Origin of the sequence: Planktothrix prolifica NIVA-CYA 540 (assembly GCF_963864145.1) — a bacterium.
GTDB lineage: Bacteria > Cyanobacteriota > Cyanobacteriia > Cyanobacteriales > Microcoleaceae > Planktothrix > Planktothrix agardhii.
The window spans coordinates 4,023,829-4,043,503 of the sequence record NZ_CAWLTW010000001.1 but is presented as its reverse complement, the minus strand read 5'-3'; the positions used below and the strand labels follow the sequence as shown (position 1 = coordinate 4,043,503).

The following is a 19,675-nucleotide window of genomic DNA, read 5'->3' as shown; positions in this document are numbered from 1 at the left end:
ATACAATTGTTAATATTCATTTGCAACATTTGTTAATGTTAATTCTCAAGGTTTTGAGAACTTAATCTTTTTTAAGAATAGCCCAGAACTCCCTGGCAGCAATAATCTTTTACATTAGGTTACTATGGAAGTAAAAAGAACCTATATTGTAATAGGGATAGAAGGTGGTAGTCTTGAATATAGAGGGAAAAAAACCTCAGTTGAGAACAAAAGTTCAGACCTAGAGAGAAAAACCGGACGCAATCTTAAGAACTGCAAAGTTCAAGAATGATTTAGAGAAACTTAACTTAGAATGTACGAGTAAGTATTAATACGTTCTGACCTAAGTTTGAACTTAAATAAACAATAAAGATTGACTGAATTTTAATCAAACAGTCATTCCAATTGGAGGATTTTAAAAATGGTTAACACTTATGCAACGACTGAAACAGTAAATTCAGAAGCGAAAGAAACAGCTTTTGTACTGTGGTTTGATGAAGTGGGAATTTCTGATATTCCCTCAGTAGGTGGGAAAAACGCATCCTTGGGCGAAATGATTCGAGAACTCACTTCCCAAGGTGTTAATGTTCCGAATGGATTTGCCACCACTGCCTATGCTTATCGTTATTTTATTGAGTCTGCGGGTTTAGAGAAAAAACTACGGGAACTCTTTGCAGACCTCGACGTTGAAGATATGCCAAACCTGCGACAACGCGGGAAACAAGCTCGTTCATTGATTTTAGACACTCCGTTTCCACCAGAATTAGAAGCAGCGATTACCAGCGCTTATAAAACACTCTGCGAACGCTACAGTACCGATGGGGATTTTTGTAAACAATTTGGCGAAGAATATAAAGAAGAATGCAAACGCTATTCCAATGATGTAGACGTTGCTGTGCGTTCCTCCGCCACCGCCGAAGACTTACCCGATGCCAGTTTTGCCGGACAACAAGAAACCTACTTAAACGTTTATGGCGAAGAAGGAGTTTTAGAATCCTGCCATAAATGCTTTGCCTCGATTTTCACCGACCGGGCAATTTCCTATCGCACCATTAAAAATTTCGACCATTTTAACGTCGCCCTGTCCGTGGGTGTGCAGAAAATGGTACGGTCTGACCTCGCCTGTTCCGGGGTGATGTTCTCCATTGATACAGAAACCGGATTCAAGAATGCAGCCTTAGTAACTGGAGCCTATGGTTTAGGAGAAAACGTAGTTCAAGGCACGGTTAACCCCGATGAATATTTTGTATTCAAACCGACCTTACTGCAAGGGTTCCGTCCTATTTTGGAAAAACGCTTAGGCAGCAAAGAACTGAAGATGGTCTATGATATCGGAGGTTCTAAACTAACTAAAAATATCTCAGTTCCGCAGTCAGAACGGGATAAATACTGTATTACCGACGACGAAATTCTGCAACTGGCGAAGTGGGCTTGTATTATTGAAAACCACTATTCCCAAGTCCGGGGTACTTATACTCCGATGGATATTGAATGGGCTAAAGATGGAATTACCGGACAATTATTCATCGTCCAAGCCCGTCCTGAAACCGTGCAATCCCAGAAATCCGGTTCGGTTTTGAGAAACTTCAAACTGCTAGGCACCAGTAAAGTTCTGTCTCGCGGTCGGGCCGTGGGCGAAATGATTGGTCAAGGCAAAGCCCGGGTGATTCTGGATGTGCATAAAATTGATGAATTCCAAGCGGGTGAAGTGTTAGTCACCAACAAGACTGACCCCGACTGGGAACCGATTATGAAGAAATCCAGCGCTATCGTTACCAACGCTGGCGGACGGACGTGCCACGCAGCAATTATCGCCCGTGAAATGGGAATTCCCGCCATTGTCGGTTGCGGTGATGCCACCTCGGTAATTAAAAACGGTCAAGAAATTACCGTTTCCTCCTCTGAAGGAGAAGAAGGTCGGGTTTATGAGGGGTTAGTTCCCTTTGAAATCCAAGAAACTATTCTCGATAATCTGCCCAAAACCCGGACAAAAATTTTAATGAACGTGGGCAACCCGGAAGAAGCCTTCGGTTTGTCTTCGATTCCCTGCGATGGTGTCGGGTTAGCGCGGCTTGAGTTTATTATCGCTAACCATATTAAAGCCCACCCGTTAGCGTTGTTGAAATTTGACCAACTCGAAGATGAGTTAGCCAAACGGGAAATCGCTGAGATGACGAAAATCTACGACCATAAACCAGACTTCTTCGTTGATAAACTGGCCCATGGTATCGGGATGATTGCCGCGGCCTTCTATCCGAATCCCGTAATTGTGCGGATGTCCGATTTCAAGAGTAACGAATACGCCAACCTGTTAGGTGGCCGTCAGTTTGAACCCAAGGAAGAAAACCCGATGATTGGTTGGCGGGGTGCCTCCCGTTACTATGACCCCAACTACCGCGAAGCCTACGGGTTAGAATGTGTGGCCCTGAAACGGGTTCGGGACGAAATGGGTTTAACCAACGTCACCCCGATGATTCCCTTCTGTCGCACTCCCGATGAAGGTCGGAAAGTGTTAGCAGAAATGGAAAAACACGGTCTGAAACGGGGCGTCAATGGTTTGGAAGTTTATGTGATGTGTGAACTTCCCAGTAACGTGATTTTCGCCGATGAATTTGCCGCCGTGTTCGATGGATTCTCGATTGGGTCTAATGATTTAACCCAATTAACGTTAGGCTTAGACCGAGATTCTGCCTTAGTTGCTCATATTTTTGATGAACGCAATGAAGCTGTTCGTCGGATGGTGACTATTGCCATTAAAGCAGCTAAAAAATATGGTCGCAAGATTGGAATTTGTGGTCAAGCACCTAGTGATTATCCTGAATTTGCCCGGTTCTTGGTGGAGTTAGGAATTGATTCGATTAGTTTGAATCCTGACTCGGTGATTAAAACGATTCTGGATATTGGCAAAATGGAGGAATCTGGCACGTTGTTAGATGAAGTTATGGACGTTGCCAAAGCCAAATAAATTGTTGTAGAGACGTGCCACGGCGCGTCTGTCTACAAAGATAGTTTGCTTTAGGATTTAATATTATTAGGGTATGGCGATGCTGTACCCTTTATTTATTGGGGTTAATCTTGCCAGTGAATCTATTGGATTTTTATGGAAAGAAGAAAAATTTTGATTGCGACTAAAACCTATCCTTCAATTAGTACCAAGTACCGAGAAACCGTCTGTACTGCTGGTATTCTTCTGGATGATAACGAACAACCTTTAGAATGGATTCGTATTTATCCTATACGATTTAGAAAGCTAGATTTTGATAAACGTTATCCCCGTTGGTCAATTATTAGTGTTAAGATAGAAAAAAGTGATAAGGATTCCAGATTAGAGAGTTATCGGATTGATGATTCTTCTATCGAAATTTTAAGGCGCATAGGAACGCAAAATAATTGGTCAGAAAGGAAATCTTTTGTATTACCCTTACAATTTCAATCAATCCAAGATATTAGAGATCAAGGGAAATCTCTGGGAATTATCAAACCAGAGTCTATCCTAAAATATTATTATGAAAAAGACAAGCGTGAATGGGGAGATAAACAACAAGGCATATTAGATCAACTGGACTTCTTTGAAATTCCTTCAGACCTTGAAAAAATACCCTACAAATTTGGTTATGAATTTATTGAAAATAATCAAGTTAAACATAAATATTCAATTAGTGATTGGGAAATTTCTGAACTCTATCGAAAATGTAGAGATCGATCAAAAAAAGATACTTTAGAAGAACGAGAAGCAGAAGCACTAGAAAAAGTTCGAGAAAAATTAGAGGTTGACTTTTTAAACAAAAAAGATTTATACTTTATTGTTGGTAATTTAAAAGATCATCGACAAACTTTTATGATTATAGGTTTATTTTATCCACCTATTCCCAAAAAATCTGACCAACCCAATCAAAATTATAGCCAGTTAAAATTATTTGATTGTTAATCAAAAATATGAAAAACAATATTTCAAAACTCAAAAATAAGCTAATTTTAACCTTCGGATATGGGAATCGAAAAAACTATGATGTATTTTTAGAATATCTGAATAAATATCAGGTTAATTTTGTGATTGATGTGAGAATGACTCCCCGGGCTTGGAGTCGTAAATGGTATGGGAATAAACTTCAAGAAGTTTGTGAAGCTAATAATGTTAAATATATCTCTAAAACTGCTTTAGGTAATATATCTGGTCAACAAAATTGGATTCCTCCCGACTCAGAAGCAGCAGATATCGCTTTAGGTGAAGTTGCTGAACTCGCTGAACAAGGAACGGTTTTATTATTGTGTGCTGAAATGAACTTTCATAGATGTCATAGAACAGATGTTGCTACTCATCTAATTAAACTAATTTCCAATAGTCAAATCGAACATTTAGAGTAGATGAACATAACTTTTTAAATGAAAAATTATTATTTTAATTAAAAGTGCGATCGCAACTTCTTAAACAATGAATCAATCCTTAAAAATTTCTTTCCATAGGGATTTATTTAAGCCCACAATTCCCTATTTTCATACTCTGACTAGGAAAAGAGAAAAAAATGCGATAATGTTGTTTTGATTAGACCTCTTGCAAAAAAAATCTATGCTATAATACCAAATTTTCACTTTCAGACTAAGAGTATAACAGCAAAGTTGAGCGGCGGCAGTTAGCCTTGAACTCACCACCAAGTTCTCTCGCTCCGTCCGCTCCAACAACGTGTTAGGCAACTTAGATTTCTGGAGTAGAAAATGATAGAGATCGCATCAAGAGAAAGGAATGAAAAGAACCCGACCTTCACATTCTTCAGGTTCAATACAACAAATAAATAGTTCTAAATCATCAAGGATCTTACCAATGGGCGCTTTTGAGATCACCTCAACAACTCCAGTCATAGGTAGTCCTTGATTGACACGATTGTAGGCATACATCGTAATAGTGGCTACATCATGGGTGAGCAAGATGCGTCCCTCATTAGCCGCCCATTCTAAAATATCTGGATCGCCAGTGTTCATCAGTCCTACATCTTGGACGCGAATTATATCTAATTCAGGTAAACGCCTCACCAGCCCACGCAAGATGGCTCCATTAAAATTTTCGTCAGTTAGAAGGCGCACTTTGCCTCGACTCTCCTTTTGACTGATGACGAGCAAGCAAGCGCTGTCTTAAATCGACTAAGTTGTGTTTTTGAGTTAGTTGTTGTCTCAGTTGTTGAGCTTGTTGGTCACGTTGCTCCAAATAACTGTCAATTTCCTGACGGTGATTTAAATAATAAGCAATGGTACTGTATATATCTTCCAAACGAAGAACTGAAAACTGAATAGCGATTTCTTCAGGAGTGGAGCCGTTGTGGTATGAGGCAAGTATGCTATCCAGAGTCACTCGGCTTGAACCTATACGGATACCTCCCGCTTCATCCCAACGAAAAGGGGGAGAAGTTACTTGGAATTTGGCTGGGGTGTTCATTAGGGACATATTGCACCTGAGTTGAACTGCATAAAAATATTTTAGCAAAAATCAGAATACTTTGTCTGACACCGTATGATTGATTACCAAAGTTTTCCTGACCGCCTAACTATGTTATTACACTGAAACTTTCTGTTTTGTCAACCACTAGGGGACAAAAAGCCGAAAGTTTCGATATATTCACCTTATAGAGAATGATACCCAGAAACTTTCGGTATATTTTCCGATAGTGACCAAGAACTGCATCAAGATTTGCAAAAGGTAAATCCACCCCATTTAGTAGAAAAAATCGGTGGTTTTGATGTTGAAAAAGATTGGGATGATGTGCTTTTTATTTGGAGAAAAACATTTCGTTAATAATTTTTAGTCAAGACTTCAAAAAAAAGAAGATTTTTATCCCCGTTTCTAAATCTTCTTAACTTAACTTATCCCTATAATGTTCTCATTCTCCTTCTGTCCGATCAATGTCACTGCTAAAATGCTAAAGTCTGAATTGCTTCTATAATGTTGTTTTGATTTACTTACAGCCAGATTTGAGATGACTAATACACCGAATCCCAATTCTGAATCAATTTTACCCCGCCGACGACGGTTAAAGCGGATTTTGCTTTGGGGAGGTTTGGGCTGCGGAGTCACCCTGTTAGCCGTGGGGACAACCGCTAGTTGGTTGATTCGATATCGGTTAGCCCCCATAATTAGTAATGTTTTAGAAGGGATACTACAACGGCCCGTTGATGTTGGCCCCCTGGAACGATTTACCCTAAATAGTATTCGTTTTGGTCATTCGTCCATCCCCGCCACAGCCACGGATACGGATAGGGGGGAAGCGACGGCGGTAGAGGTTAATTTCTCTCTTTTATCCTTGTTTAAACCCAAGGTTCAACTTGATATTACCATAGTTAATCCTAATATTTATATTGAACAAAATTCATCGGGAAACTGGATTGATACTAAACTTAAATTAGATCCAAATCCTCCGGTTACATTGGTTTTTAGAACGATTGGGATTGAAAATGCTCAAATTAATTTAATGCCATATCAGCTTTTGAAAGCCAAAGAAAAGCCGATTGTGATTGCGGTGGATCAAATCAAAGCTAATTTAACCGAAGATCAGCAGAGCATTCAAGCGGATTTAAGGGGTAAATTTGCAGAAACAGGTACTTTTGTCATCAAAGGAGATGCTTTATTAGAAACAGGAAAAGTTAATGCTCAAATTCAAGCTAATCGTTTAGATTTAAGCCATTTAGCTTGGTTTGTAGATACTCCTGGGATTTCGATTAAACAGGGAAAACTCAATACAAATTTAAACGTTAAATTAAATAATTATAAACCATTAGATGTTCGGGGAACGCTGAATTTAGATCAAGTTAAAGTTGCTGTTGATAGTCTTCCCCAACCCGTTAATCTGAGTCAAGCTAAATTGCGCTTTTCAGGAACTAAATTGATCATTGATCAGTTGAATACTACTATGGCAGATTTGGCTCTAGGATTAACGGGATCGGTTTCAACTAATTCCGATTTAGACTTAGCTAAAACTCAAGTTGATTTATTAGCAAACTTACAACCTGTTCAAGTTTCCACCCTGTTAAAAACCGTAGAAACTATTCAGAAAAAACCTGTTACCCTTCCCTTTCCGGTGACGGGAGAATTGAAAGCTAATCTTAACTTAAAAGGAAATTTAAACAGTCCTAAAATTTCAGGAAATATCGCCACAACTCAAAAAACCTTATTAGATCGCGTTTATTTTGATCAGATTCAAACGGATTTTAATATCTTAACTAAACTTGATCCAAATTTTAAGATTTTATCTGATCCAATTATTGAGATTCAAAACCTATTAATTCAACCTTCCCTTGGGGGGTCAGTAACCGGAAAAGGGGAAGTTAAATTAGCAGGAATGACCGCGTTATTAGCACCCCCAATAAAACCCCAGGGGACGGTTGATCAAAAAACTTTGCCTAAATTACCCCCAAATCCTCAGATTTCACAACAAAAAACTGAACTTAATCCGATTGTTAAGTTAGATTTTAATGTTAATGATATTCCTGTGGATGCGATCGCTAAATCCTACGGATTTATCCCCAGTTTTCCGATTGGAAACCTATCAGCAAATGGTCAAATTTCTGGGAATTTAGACAACTTAAAAGCTAATACTCAATTCTCCTTACCTTCAACAATTTATCCGATTTTTGGGGAAGCTCAAATTTCAGGAAATACGGCGAAAGCACAGATTAAAATTGCTGAGGGTAATCTTAATATTATTGCTCAACCAACTAATAATCAGATTTGGAATGCTGAGATAATAGCTAATCAACTTTCCCTGACTCCATTAGTTGATTTGGGTCTATTATTTGCAGCCATTCCTGATCAAACTAAACAACAAATTCAATCTATTGATTTAACCGATGGTCAGTTAAATTTAGCCGCCAAGTTATCAGCAAATTTGCAAAATTTTTCTTTAAATAGTTTAAAAGCGGATAGTCAAATTCAACTTAATTTTCAGAATAGCACAATTAAGGCGATCGCCCAACTTCAAAACGGACTCCTACAAACGGATTTTTCTAGCAATAATTTATCCTTACCTCGATTAATTAATATTGGATTACCCTTTGCTAACTTAACTGATTCTATTACCTCCCAAATTCAGAGTTTAGATATCAGTCAAGGAACTTTACAAATTGATGGATCTCTATCCGGTAAAATTGATAATTTCAACCCTAATAACTTTACTGGAAATGCGAAAACAGTGATTAATTTAGGTCAATTGGGGGGAATTGTTACCGCCAATAGTCAACTAAATCAAGGACAATTTCAAGGACAATTCAACGCCAAGGAAATTCAGTTAAATCCTTGGATTAATTTAGGTTTACCCCTAGCTAATTTACCCCCTAACCTTCAGAATCAAATTCAAACCTTAGACTTTCGTAATAGTCGTTTAAACGGAGAAGGAAATGTTACCGGAAATTTAACTAATTTTAATCTTAATACTCTGATTGCTACGGGATTAGCACAGGTTAATTTAGGTAATTTTGGTGGAATTATTAACGCGGAAGGACAATTAGCGAATAATCAATTAACAGGTCAAGTAATCACCGATCAAATTCCTCTACAACCCTTAATTAATTTCGGATTACCCTTAGCAAATTTACAACCTAGTTTAGTAGCTGAAATTAACGCCTTAAATTTTCAAGGAGGATTCCTACAAGGGTTAGCAAAACTTAATGGAAATCTGACTAATTTTTCCCCTAATAACTTAATAGCTTTCCTCGATAGTAAGGTAAATTTAGGTCGAGACGGAGGTATAGTTTTAGCAACCGGAGAAACTCGACAAGGACAATGGAAAACAACCATTAAAGGAGATCAAATTGCTTTAGGTCGATTCTCTCAATTAGTTGAATCTCAAATACCAAATAGTTTACGTCAAAATGGACTATTACAGCAAGCTGAAAATATGCCTTTATTGCGAGGATTATTAACTACTGAAATCACCGGAGAAGGAAATATTGCCTCCTTTAATCCCAACACTATACAGGCATTAGGTCAATTAAGACTAACAGAATTACCGATTATTAAACAACCTTTTGAAGCCATTGCAAGCTGGAATGGTCGAGAAATTAATATTAAAAAAGCTGAAACCCAGGGATTTTCAACTGATGGCTTAATTGGAGTTGAATTTCAAGGAAATGGTATTCCCCAATTATCTAATTTAAACCTAAATGTTCGGGCTGATAATTTTGATTTACAATCTCCATTAGTGCAAAGTTTCTTAACTGCTTTACCCTTAGAAATTAGAACCGGAGATAGTCCTTTAGTGGCTGGAATTGTTGATTTTAATGGTAAATTAACGGGGACTCCTTCGGCTTTAAACCTAAACGGAAATTTAAGATTAAATAACTTTGCAGTTAGGGATGTCACCTTTGAATCCATTCTAGCAGGAACGGTTGATATTATTCCGAATCAAAAGGTTAATATTGCCTTGGCGGGAGAAAGGGATAAAATAGAATTAGCTTTAGATAATCAATATTTACCGACTTCCTTTTTAGTAAAACGGAATGATAGTCTATTGGTCGGAAATTCCCAAGGGAATAATTTAGAGATTAATTTAGATGATTTTCCTCTACAAACTTTAAGTTTATCTCCCCTTGCTGAATTAGAAATTGGGCAATTAAAAGGCATTGCATCGGGAAAATTAACCGTCTCCAATTTAGCTAGTTTTGATATTAATAAAATAGGAGTAATCGGAAATATTGCGATCCAGAACCTAATTTTAGGTCATATTGAAACCGATTTATTTTTGGGAAATTTTAGTTATCAAAATGGTATTGCTAAGTTAACCGATGCTGAATTGAGCAAAGGCATAACTCAGATTATAATTAATGGTCAAGCCAATATTTCTGATATTTTAGCCAGTCTTTCTACACCTCAAACCCAGAATTTATCCACTGTATCGAATCAATTTGAAGGTACAATTAAAATTCCCCAAGGAAGTTTACAGGATATTTTAACCGCCCTAAAAATCTTTAATTTAGCAGATTTAGGCAGAGGATTAACCCCTCCAAACTATGGAATAGCCGCCGATGTAAAGCCTGTTCCCGTAGGTTTACCCCCCACAGCTACGTTATTTGAACAGTTACAACGCCTAGAAGAAATTAGACGAATATTACAAGAATCCCTAGCAGAAATCGCGGCGGAGCCCTTACCTCCTTTACGAGATTTAGACGGAAAATTTACCGGAGAAATGGCATTTAAAGGTTCAATTCAAGGGGGAATTAATGCAGCAGCAACCATCAAAGGTCAAGATTGGAATTATGGCAGATATACCGCCGATCAGTTTTTATTAGAAGCGAATTTTGTAGATAATGTGGTGCGAGTTGAACCCATTCAATTGCGTGCTGGATCAGCATTATATGATTTTCGCGGACAGTTAAATTTAGCAAATCAACAAACATCAGGTCAGTTTCGAGGCAAAAATATCCGCTTAGAAGAAATTGAAAAAATTGTCGATTTGCCAAATGTGGATTTAACCGGACAATTGAATGTTCGGGCGAGTATTGGGGGAACTTTAGATAATCCCCAATCATCGGGGGAATTAACCTTATTAGAAGCAACGGTTAATAATGAACTAATTCAAGAAGCTCAAAGTAGTTTTAGTTATAATAATGCTCGACTAAGATTTGGCGGAAGTTTGTTAGTGACTGAAACCGATCCGATTAATTTTAGAGGGACTTTACCCTTTCAATTACCCTTTGCAAAAGTGACTTCTGAAAGTGATGTAGTTGATGTTAGAGTTGATATTAAAGATCAAGGATTAGCGGTAATCAATTTACTGAATCCCGAATTAAATTGGCAGGAAGGAAAAGGATTAGTTCAATTAAGAATTAGTGGTAGTTTACAACAACCGGAAACCGGAGGAATTAAACTCGATCTGACACCAGAAGGATTATTTAAAATCCAAGATGCCGTTTTAACCGCCCGCAGTTTAGAACAATCAATTGTCGGATTAAGTGGAACAGCTATATTTATCGGCGATCGCATTCAAGTAAAAGATATTCAAGGAGATTTACAAGGAGATAAAGGAACCGGACATATCCGATTAAGTGGGGTTTTACCCGTGTCTCATCCCTTAGATGAAAATGACCCAGATCTGCAAACTCCTCTACAATTAGACCTAGAACAATTAACCCTAAATTTACCCGAACTCTATAAAGGAAATGCCTCCGGTGCTATTCTTCTTACAGGAACATTATTAAAACCAAAATTAGGAGGAGAAGTCATATTAAGTCAGGGAAAAGTTACCTTACCTTCGGAACAAACCGCTACCTTACCCACAGATACTACCAATACAACTCAACCTCCTGTTGATGTCAGTCTGAACGGATTAAAACTAACTTTAGGCGACAATATTCAAGTCATGACTCCCCCGATTTTAAATGCACCTTTAATTAATTTTAATGCGAAAGGAACGATTGAATTAAATGGAAGTTTAGCCAGTCTTGATGATATTCGTCCTCAAGGAACGATTGAATTAACCGGAGGACAAGTGAATCTTTATACCAGTCAATTAAGGTTAGATCGAGGCTATCCCCAACGGGCAATATTTGTTCCTTCGGAGGGATTAAATCCAATTTTAGATGTCCGTTTAGTCACCCGTGTTCCTGAAACTTTAAGGTTTGTTTCTCCCCCTTCAGCTTTTCCGGCGGAACAAACCGAAGCCCTAAGTCCTTCTCGATTTGGAAGTGTTAGAACGATCCGAATTACCGCAATTGTTCGCGGCCCAGCTTCGGAAATTAATGATATTATTAAGCTACAAAGTTCTCCGTCCCGTTCTCAAAATGAATTGGTTGCTTTATTGGGGGGAAGTGTGATTCAAGGCATTCAAGATGATAGTACATTAGTATTAGCAAATATTGCCAGTACCGGATTATTTGGTAAACTCCAACAGAATGTGATTAACGCCACGGGATTAACGGAATTTAGGATTTATCCCTCGCGGGTAGCCGAACGAGGTTCTAAGGGTACAGCTTCCGCTTTAGGAGTGGGAATTGAAGTGGGTTTAGATGTGACTGATAATGCTTATGTTTCCTTGAGTCGGGTTTTAGCCGCTGATCAACCGTTTCAATTTAATATTAATTATCGTCTTAATGATAATATATTATTACGGGGAGTTACGAATTTTAGGAATGAAAGTGAAGTTCGGTTTGAGTATGAAACGAGATTTTAGGGAGTTTTAACTATTAAAACTCAAGCCGATTTTTTAATTCAGAATAATCGGGTTTTAAACTATAAACTTTGATAAATCCTTCTGAGGGAGTGGGAGGAAAATCTGCGATCGCTTTTCCCATTTGTTCAATCACAGATTCAGGAACTTGACGTTGGCGATTTTGATTTCGCAGTTTGCAAGTTTCTATGGGAGTTTCTAATACCCAAGCAACCCAAGATCGAGGGATTTCTGGATAAATTAGAGCGATTTTTTCTAATATATCGAGTCGCCAAGGTCGATAAGCATTAGTCGCATCATAAATAATTGGTTGAGAAGATGCGATCGCCTGTTCCATTTCTTGTAACACTTTTCGTTCAATTTCTAACCAATTCCCCTGAATAATTTCATCCCCATAAAGTTGTTCCCGAATCCGATCCGTTGAAATAATTAAACCCTGGGTGAGATCCGCAAGCTGTTGAGCAACCGTTGACTTTCCCGAACCCGGAATACCAACCATAAAATGACAAATCATATTGAATAAAATTAAAATATTTTGCTTGACAAATAGATTTATAAGTGTTATAATTTTGTCATATATTATTCTTTTAGAATTAGAATATTTTTCCCAGAAACCGCGTTTATCATTCAAAAACTCGGTTTCCGTATCGTCCCTATTTCAAAAGTTAACTGAATTAGAGCCGACAAGTTCCCCTCGCCCACTGTCCATCCAGTGAGACAGAAACCTGTGTCCCCGGTTGGACTGCTCCTTTTGATAAGTCGATAACGATGATATCAGCGCCTCCCATATCACCCCCCCGATAAACTAATTCTCCCCGCTCGTTGGGTCGATCATATTTTAATTGATTGGTGCGAGGTGGGCCACTTTGAGGAGTTAAAGTAATCGCTGTAAATCGGCCATCAAGATAACTCACAGAAAACTGCATTCTGTTTTGAGGAAATTGACCCGGACAGTTAAAATTTGTTGCGGCTTCTGCTTTGGGAATGGGTAAGAAGGTTAATGCTGCTATCCCATAGAGTAGGGTAGATAGGGAAAAAGCCTTAAATTTATTGAGTTTAGCCATCTTATTAAGAGTAATACATTGAACAGGGAAACTATATCATAATAAAATCAATATGAAAGTTAACTATCAAGAAATAATTGATTTAACATCAGAAGAATTAAAAACTTTACTGAGTCAGCAAAAAGGTTTGATAAATCGACATTGACAAGGGTGGCGACTTCTGCACGTTCTTTGGTGGTGGCGGCGGGTATTTTGTTGACGACTTTGGGTATAGGTGCTTTGATGGGATGGATGGGTTTAGTTTGGTTGCAAGGAGGGTTTGCACCAGAGCAGTGTAAATTTAGGTAGGATATACGTTAGGATAATTATGTTTTCTAAAATAATTGTTACACCAGACCAAATTGCTTTATATCGGGAACAACTAGCAGATAATCAAGAAGCATTAGCCGCTCTTGATGTGCTTGAAGAGTGTGAAGGCGATTTAGAATATGCCGCCGAAACTATCGCAATTGAGACAGGAGAATTACAGGATAATTTGGGTGAAGAAGACCCGAATAAGCCTAGCTGGTTAGAAAAGTTAGTCGAGAAATTGCGTCCTCATATTTGTACGCCAGCCTTTGAAAACGTATTGAGTCAAGGTTTTGCGGCTGCAATTGGTTTACTAATACCTGTTGTTGGCTCTCCTACATTAATAGTATTGGTGGTTGTCTATATAAGTCAGAAAGGTCTCGATACTTTTTGTAAAGATTGCTAAACACCAATCGCGGTAAAAGCAGCCCAGTAATGAGGTGCAGCAAAGGGCAACGGCTTGCGGTTTCGTGCGCCATTCTGAGGAGCATTAACAAAGCGTGTGCGTTCCTTTAGAGACAGTTCCTTAAATGTTTGATCGATTTGGGGTTTGAGGCGTTCCAATACAGCTTCAAGCCCCTCTGAGGTCAAATTCCGCAGCCATTGTTGTGCCTCATTGAGAGCAGCAACGGTTGACAAAGTTTTTATGTTCTCATAGAACCGAATTAGTAACAAAGTGCTGGCGAGTTGATCGACTTTCCAAAGGGTACTAACCATACTAGGGCTACCTGCTAAGAGAAAGCCAAAAGGTAAGCCGATATATTCATCGGTAGTGCTGGTTTTTGTTAATCCAGTTTCTTCGGCGCAGAGGGTGACAAGGCGACATTGATTTAGGTCAAGATTCAAGATGTCTAATAGTGTCAAACGTTCGTTATTTGCCAATATCAGGGCTGATTCCAAAGGCGAGTCAGGGTTAAACTTGCCGTGACAGCCGAAATGGACGCAGTTGGCAAGGCTGATGTTCGAGTTTAGAATTGCGTTCTTGTTGGCATTATCTCTTACGAACAAATCATTAGATTTGAATTGATGACCGATGTTAGCGGCTTGCAGTTCAAGTAAATAGCGATCGCTGGTAGGATTAGCAATAGCAAATAGGTGCGAGAAGTTGGGGCGGTGACGCTTTTTGGCAAGTTGCAACAGTTGACAACTGGGGGCATAGCTGACCCCATCCGAGAATAAGTCGAGGAGGCATCCCGTCGCGGTGTAGAGTTGGCTACTTTCTTTGTTAATCTTCTGCCTTTTACTTGGCAAAGCATGAAGGGGGAACAAATGCAGATAGCTATGGGGAATTAAAACCAGTCGATCGCAGATTGGGGGAATGAGGTTGAGGAGTTCGTCGAGATGCAAGATTTCAGCTAGGCGTTGGAGGTTGTCGGCAAGGGTTTGCTGCCACTGGGCGTTATTGTTTCGGTAATCTCCTACATATTCGTTATTCCAGTTTTCCAAGTTATTAAAATCTGCGGTTGCAGATTGCCAGACTATCGGGGCGAGGGAGTTGGGCGCAATCACGAAGGCAAGGAATTTATCTCTGGTGATGTACCACTCGATAATCGCGGTATTGTTGGCGGCTAAAGATTGAATTTCGCTGTAGGGGATGACTTCGACGCGCTGGGTTAAGTTGAAGTTAGGGTCAATTATGTTTATTTGCGCTAGGACGCGATCTAGCTGTTCTTGGAGCGTGGTTAATTCACTGCGTAATTGTTTCTCGGTGTGGTCATTCGATTCAGATGATTGGTTGGTGGTTTTTTGTCCTAACTGACGCTGTATCGCGGGTATTTTTCGCCGCAGGTTATCGAGTTGGTCTAAAATTTCCTGGGGAATGTTGCCTTTGGGGTATAAGTCGCGGGTTGCTAGGAGTTCGACCAAGTTGCGGGCTTTGGTGCGTTCGACGGTTTCAACGGCCTTTGCCAAATTTTCGGCATTGATGCAGGTTTGCAACATTTGGAAGTAGACATCAATAGCGTTTTCTTGAATTTCTTGCTTGGCGGCTTCTGTCCCTGCCCATTCGCGGCTTTGTTCGACGGCGGTGATGGCGTTTTCATAGCCGTAAATGGCGTTTTCCCAGTCTTGGAGTTCAAAGGCAAGGTTGCCGAGGTAGTATCCTGATTGGAGACAGTCAAGAGGAAAGGCAGAAGGAGTCCGAATTTCTAAGGCTTGTCGGTAACATTTGATCGCAGTATCTATATTCTCTGCCCGGTTGCCGGTGATTTTGTCCGAGTAGGCAACTGCCAGATTATTTTGCGTCTGTGCCCAATCTTGGGGAAAAGCTTCGCGGGTGAGAACTTCTAATGCAGCAGTGTAAAATGCGATCGCAGATTCGATATTCTGTCCTTTCTCTCCCCTGATTCTGTTACCGTAGGCAAGTCCCAGGTTATTTTGCGTTATTGCCCATTGTTGGGGAAAGGCATCGCGGGTGTACACTTCTAATGCCGCAGTGCAAGATGCGATCGCAGATTCGATATTCTCAGCTTTCTCTCCCCTGATTCTGTTACGGTAGGCATTTGCCAGATTATTTTGCGTCCCTGCCCAATCTTGGGGAAAGGCATCGCGGGTTCTCACTTCCAAGGCAGCAGTGTAAGATGCGATCGCAGATTCGATATTCTGTGCTTTCTCTCCCCTGATTCTGGAATAGTAGGCAAGTCCCAGATTATTTTGCGTTATTGCCCAATTTTTGGGAAAGGCATCGCGGGTGTACACTTCTAATGCCGCAGTGCAAGATGCGATCGCAGATTCGATATTCTCAGCTTTGTCTCCCCTAATTCTCTGACAGTAGGCTTCTCCCAGATTATTTTGCGTCATTGCCCATTGTTCGGGAAAAGCTTCGCGGGTGTAAACTTCTAAGGCAGCGGTGTAAAATGCGATCGCATATTCGATATTCTCTGCTTTCTCTCCCCTGATTCTGTTTCTGTAGGCTTCTCCCAGATTATTTTGCGTCATTGCCCATTCTTGTGGAAAGGAGGTGCGGGTGAGGATTTCCAAGACAGCAGTGTAAAAGGCGATCGCAGATTCGATATTCTCTGCTTTCTCTCCCCTAATTCTGTTAGAGTAGGCAACTCCCAGATTATTTTGCGTCTGAGCCCAATTTTCGGGAAAGGTATCGCGGGTGTAGACGGATAATGCAGTAGTGTAAAATGCGATCGCCTGCTCTAAGTTACTAGCACGAGCGCCTTGAGGATATTCTTGGTAAAGATTACCCAGTCGCCCCAAAGCAGCCGCCTCTCGTAGGCGATCTTTCAAATTCCTAGCAATTGCTAAAGACTGCTCATATAGAGCGAATACCCGTTCCCACAATCCTAAGTCACGGTAAATATCACCTAACTGTAACAAAGTGTCAGATTGCGTCTGGGGTAAGTTCAATTTTTCTTGTAAGGCAAGTGACTTATCAAAGAAATGAATTGCGCGATCAATTTCCTGTGAATAATCCTGTGGTTGGCGCGTCTTTACCCGACTTGCATAAGCATTAGCAACTCGATTATATAAGGTTGCTAATGCAGGAGTTTCCATAGCTTGTTTCTCCAGATTTTCAACCTGTTCTAACAGTTCATCTAGGGGTAAACTCAATCTTTTCTCTGGCTCAATTAGAGGAGAAATTTCCTTGGTTCCATGAACCACATCTCCTTTTTCCAACACAGGCGCTACAAATCGAAATACGCCACTCCGCCAACTCCAAAAATCGGGCGCTTTGATACTCAATCGGCTCAAAATCTTCGGCGTAACCCAAAGTACGATCGGATAAGCAAACTCCCGCAATCCCTCCCGCGTCCATTGCAAATAGCCGAAAAAACGGCTTAACTCAGACTGATGATTAGAGTCAGCATTTAACGGTGAGCTTGCCGAATCCGTTGACGCAATTTCCATCAAAGCCTCCGTTCCCGTTACAGTAATCGCGGCTAATGCCTGGGGCGTTTTTAGCTTTGGATAATCCTTAATCAGTTGCTCCAACGCCGCTCTCAAGCTAGGTTCCTTTTGATTCAATACCACACGATAACAAGGGATATTGGGGGCAAGTTCTGCCTCGTAACGATTAATAATCTGGGTTTGAAAATTTCCAGGTTGACAGGAGGCAATTAACAATGACAATACACCTTGACTTGCTTCAATTAAAGAAACAAGACCATCGTAACTATCCTCATTAATCAATCGATCGTCTGCGATCTCACTGTTAAGCATTTACCCTGTCACTCCGATTAACCCACGTTTCTGTAATATTTCCTGAACTACGGGATGCACTCCAAACCACAAATCAGCATTACGATATTCTAGGATGTAGAGGTTGTGCAATAAATCTAGAAAATCCTGATCCATTCCATCGTTGGGTAAATAATTTTGGTATATATCCACGAGAATTTGATAGCGGTTTTGTCCAAGGGGTTCTGTTAAATTAATCCGATAGTCTGTAATAGCATTTTTCAAAATTTCAGACGTAATTATCAAATCTTGCTTATCTGGTGTGCGACGTAACTGCTTCAAACATAACCCACAGCACTGACTAGCCAAACGAATAAATTCTCGCAAGGCCCCACCACTTTTGACAATCATCATCTGAGTTGCTTCCGGTTCAATCAAATCTTGAGGAAGTCGCTTGTAAAGAATTTGCTCAAATACTTTTACAGCTTCTTCGACAGGAGAAGCATTTGGAACTCTATCTTCTCCACGCGGAAACAACTTTGTCGCCCACATGGATTGAATCTTATTATTGGTAGCATTATGAATAATTCCTCGCAACGACATATCTCGTGTCGCAGCCATTGGAATTGTATAAATAATCCGAAACTGGGGCTGAAATAACGCACTGATATTATTTCGATAAACGCGATCGACAATCTCTAAATCAAGTTTATCAAGATCGTCAATCACGACCATGATTTCTTGTCCGCAGGCCGATTGAATCGCACTAGCGATATCGTTAATACGATCGACCAAATCTGAAATCCGTCTCGCAAACTCAGTCGTAATTTCCTCACGAATCACAGAGTTTGCCTTCAAAGTTGCTTTCAACTTAGCAAAGAATTTCACAAACCAAGCATTTACACCAGCTTCTGCACTTGTTTCTAGCTCAATGCTAGAATCAACTGAACTTCCCTCAGTTCGAGTATGCTTACTAAACCACTGATAAAAAGCTTTTTTGGTTTTAGAACCGATTTTGATATGGCGTTCTTCTGCTGCTTCCATAAGCTGTACTGCCATAGCAAACAAAATATTGACATGATTCACATCTGACATTTCAATCAGGTCAGAGATGGAAAAGAACACTACAAAGTAGCGATTTTTCGTGTGCTGGCAAAATTGACCCAGCAATGTTGATTTGCCTGACCCACGATGCCCCGTAAAAATAATTTTGTTATTGTCCGGTGAGCAATCTTCAACCAAATGCTCCAATTCTTCTAAAATCTCAGTACCATATTCCACATGAAATTTATTCAGTTGCTCTGGGGTTATCAAAGGAAGTAACTGAAGATTCTGGAAGGCGGTTCGGAAGGATTCGAGGCGGTGGTTGATCATAGGAAATATTATATATGGACTATAATTCTTCGTTAGACTGTAAATCTCAAGTTCCTCACTATTACGGCAACTCAGGAGTTTTTGAATCTGATTGGCATAAGCTTGGGCGTGGTTTTCATCCACGATCGCAATGGGGTAGGCAATAACACCGAGTCTATCTTATCATAATTTATGCCACAATTGGAGGATACCGCTATTCAGCCAACCGACAAACAAGCCCAAACTTGCCTACGAGTCTGTCAGAAGTTGTCCAACTACTACCGGGACATCCAGCTATTTAGTATTAACGAACAAAAGGGATATGTCTACATTTTGACCTCTGACAATTTAGAAATCATAGTATATCGCGATGGAAATTGGGAGTTTATCAATGAAACCACAATTTGAACAAATGACTCGAAAAGAATTGAGAGATTACGTGCGGGTACATCGGGATGATTTAGAAGCTTTAGATGCTTTGGTAAATCGCCGTAGTCCCGACGCAGAAGTGATTATGTTCCACCCGCCAAAGAACAAGGAAGAAGAACAAGAACAATTTGAATTATTCAAGCGGATAGTCGATGAGAAAACCCGAAATAAAACTGCTGAGAATTAAATATAGAGAGGGCGATCGAAAGTGGCCAGAAACCGGGTTTTTGCGAGATACTTCGTTACATTGCAAAGATTTGGGAAAAAACCCGGTTTCTTTGATTCCGG

14 protein-coding genes are annotated in these 19,675 nt (G+C 39.9%); 8 read left to right on the top strand and 6 right to left on the bottom strand.

What is annotated here, in order from left to right; translation table 11 throughout:
* Nucleotides 1-400 precede the first annotated feature (400 nt).
* The 3 genes from ppsA (at nucleotide 401) to AC559H_RS17765 (ending at nucleotide 4,344) form a co-directional block, all read left to right on the top strand.
* Nucleotides 401-2,944 (top strand): phosphoenolpyruvate synthase, encoded by a 2,544-nt coding sequence (ppsA, locus tag AC559H_RS17775; protein ID WP_026795426.1) that lies wholly within the window; start codon nucleotides 401-403, stop codon nucleotides 2,942-2,944.
* A gap of 135 nt (nucleotides 2,945-3,079) precedes the next feature.
* Entirely contained in the window at nucleotides 3,080-3,907 is an 828-nt protein-coding gene (locus tag AC559H_RS17770) for a DUF8758 domain-containing protein (protein WP_051319511.1), read from the top strand.
* A gap of 8 nt (nucleotides 3,908-3,915) precedes the next feature.
* Nucleotides 3,916-4,344: a DUF488 domain-containing protein gene (locus AC559H_RS17765; RefSeq protein WP_027255203.1), complete on the top strand. Its 429-nt coding sequence runs from the start codon at nucleotides 3,916-3,918 to the stop codon at nucleotides 4,342-4,344.
* Between the two features lie 363 nt (nucleotides 4,345-4,707).
* Here the strand turns inward: AC559H_RS17765 and AC559H_RS17760 are convergent, their stop codons facing one another.
* Nucleotides 4,708-5,058 carry a DUF5615 family PIN-like protein gene (locus AC559H_RS17760; RefSeq protein WP_026787781.1) on the bottom strand — a complete coding sequence of 117 codons (351 nt, stop codon included), beginning with the start codon at nucleotides 5,056-5,058 and terminating at the stop codon, nucleotides 4,708-4,710.
* Nucleotides 5,042-5,416 (bottom strand): DUF433 domain-containing protein, encoded by a 375-nt coding sequence (locus AC559H_RS17755; RefSeq protein ID WP_026787780.1) that lies wholly within the window; start codon nucleotides 5,414-5,416, stop codon nucleotides 5,042-5,044. The genes AC559H_RS17760 and AC559H_RS17755 overlap by 17 nt, the downstream gene beginning before the upstream one ends.
* 529 nt (nucleotides 5,417-5,945) lie before the next feature.
* Between AC559H_RS17755 and AC559H_RS17750 the strand changes: the two genes are divergently transcribed.
* Entirely contained in the window at nucleotides 5,946-12,128 is a 6,183-nt protein-coding gene (locus AC559H_RS17750; RefSeq protein WP_026795428.1) for a translocation/assembly module TamB domain-containing protein, read from the top strand.
* A gap of 13 nt (nucleotides 12,129-12,141) precedes the next feature.
* On the opposite strand, the gene AC559H_RS17745 is transcribed toward AC559H_RS17750, so the two are convergent.
* A complete protein-coding gene (locus tag AC559H_RS17745) occupies nucleotides 12,142-12,639 on the bottom strand; it encodes an ATP-binding protein (RefSeq protein ID WP_026795429.1) in 498 nt (165 codons plus the stop codon).
* Between the two features lie 160 nt (nucleotides 12,640-12,799).
* A complete protein-coding gene (locus tag AC559H_RS17740) occupies nucleotides 12,800-13,189 on the bottom strand; it encodes a hypothetical protein (RefSeq protein ID WP_026795430.1) in 390 nt (129 codons plus the stop codon).
* A gap of 150 nt (nucleotides 13,190-13,339) precedes the next feature.
* On the opposite strand from AC559H_RS17740, the gene AC559H_RS17735 reads away from it, so the two are divergent.
* Together AC559H_RS17735 and AC559H_RS17730 are read left to right on the top strand one after the other, a co-directional pair.
* Nucleotides 13,340-13,477, top strand: a complete 138-nt coding sequence (locus tag AC559H_RS17735) for a hypothetical protein (RefSeq protein ID WP_158442079.1) — start codon at nucleotides 13,340-13,342, stop codon at nucleotides 13,475-13,477.
* 19 nt (nucleotides 13,478-13,496) lie between these two features.
* Nucleotides 13,497-13,883, top strand: coding sequence for a hypothetical protein (locus tag AC559H_RS17730; RefSeq protein ID WP_026795431.1), 387 nt, complete (start codon nucleotides 13,497-13,499; stop codon nucleotides 13,881-13,883).
* Here the strand turns inward: AC559H_RS17730 and AC559H_RS17725 are convergent.
* Both AC559H_RS17725 and AC559H_RS17720 read right to left on the bottom strand, forming a co-directional pair.
* A complete protein-coding gene (locus AC559H_RS17725; RefSeq protein ID WP_051319509.1) occupies nucleotides 13,880-17,647 on the bottom strand; it encodes a CHAT domain-containing protein in 3,768 nt (1,255 codons plus the stop codon). The two genes, AC559H_RS17730 and AC559H_RS17725, sit on opposite strands and share 4 nt — an antisense overlap.
* Nucleotides 17,648-19,102 carry a P-loop NTPase fold protein gene (locus AC559H_RS17720; RefSeq protein ID WP_237745547.1) on the bottom strand — a complete coding sequence of 485 codons (1,455 nt, stop codon included), beginning with the start codon at nucleotides 19,100-19,102 and terminating at the stop codon, nucleotides 17,648-17,650. It lies immediately after the preceding gene.
* Between the two features lie 48 nt (nucleotides 19,103-19,150).
* Here AC559H_RS17720 and AC559H_RS17715 point away from each other — a divergent pair, with 48 nt between their 5' ends.
* Together AC559H_RS17715 and AC559H_RS17710 are read left to right on the top strand one after the other, a co-directional pair.
* Nucleotides 19,151-19,366, top strand: a complete 216-nt coding sequence (locus AC559H_RS17715) for a DUF6888 family protein (RefSeq protein ID WP_026795433.1) — start codon at nucleotides 19,151-19,153, stop codon at nucleotides 19,364-19,366.
* On the top strand, nucleotides 19,350-19,574 hold the full coding sequence (locus AC559H_RS17710) for a DUF6887 family protein (protein WP_026795434.1): 225 nt from the start codon (nucleotides 19,350-19,352) through the stop codon (nucleotides 19,572-19,574). Before AC559H_RS17715 ends, AC559H_RS17710 begins: the two co-directional genes overlap by 17 nt.
* Nucleotides 19,575-19,675 lie beyond the last annotated feature (101 nt).

Bases quoted from the DNA above. Each gene is read 5' to 3' on its own strand.
- ppsA (WP_026795426.1), top strand. From the start codon at position 401: ATGGTTAACACTTATGCAACGACTGAAACAGTAAATTCAGAAGCGAAA.
- AC559H_RS17770 (WP_051319511.1), top strand. From the start codon at position 3,080: ATGGAAAGAAGAAAAATTTTGATTGCGACTAAAACCTATCCTTCAATT.
- AC559H_RS17765 (WP_027255203.1), top strand. From the start codon at position 3,916: ATGAAAAACAATATTTCAAAACTCAAAAATAAGCTAATTTTAACCTTC.
- AC559H_RS17755 (WP_026787780.1), bottom strand. From the start codon at position 5,416: ATGTCCCTAATGAACACCCCAGCCAAATTCCAAGTAACTTCTCCCCCT.
- AC559H_RS17750 (WP_026795428.1), top strand. From the start codon at position 5,946: ATGACTAATACACCGAATCCCAATTCTGAATCAATTTTACCCCGCCGA.
- AC559H_RS17745 (WP_026795429.1), bottom strand. From the start codon at position 12,639: ATGATTTGTCATTTTATGGTTGGTATTCCGGGTTCGGGAAAGTCAACG.
- AC559H_RS17740 (WP_026795430.1), bottom strand. From the start codon at position 13,189: ATGGCTAAACTCAATAAATTTAAGGCTTTTTCCCTATCTACCCTACTC.
- AC559H_RS17730 (WP_026795431.1), top strand. From the start codon at position 13,497: ATGTTTTCTAAAATAATTGTTACACCAGACCAAATTGCTTTATATCGG.
- AC559H_RS17725 (WP_051319509.1), bottom strand. From the start codon at position 17,647: ATGCTTAACAGTGAGATCGCAGACGATCGATTGATTAATGAGGATAGT.
- AC559H_RS17715 (WP_026795433.1), top strand. From the start codon at position 19,151: ATGCCACAATTGGAGGATACCGCTATTCAGCCAACCGACAAACAAGCC.
- AC559H_RS17710 (WP_026795434.1), top strand. From the start codon at position 19,350: ATGAAACCACAATTTGAACAAATGACTCGAAAAGAATTGAGAGATTAC.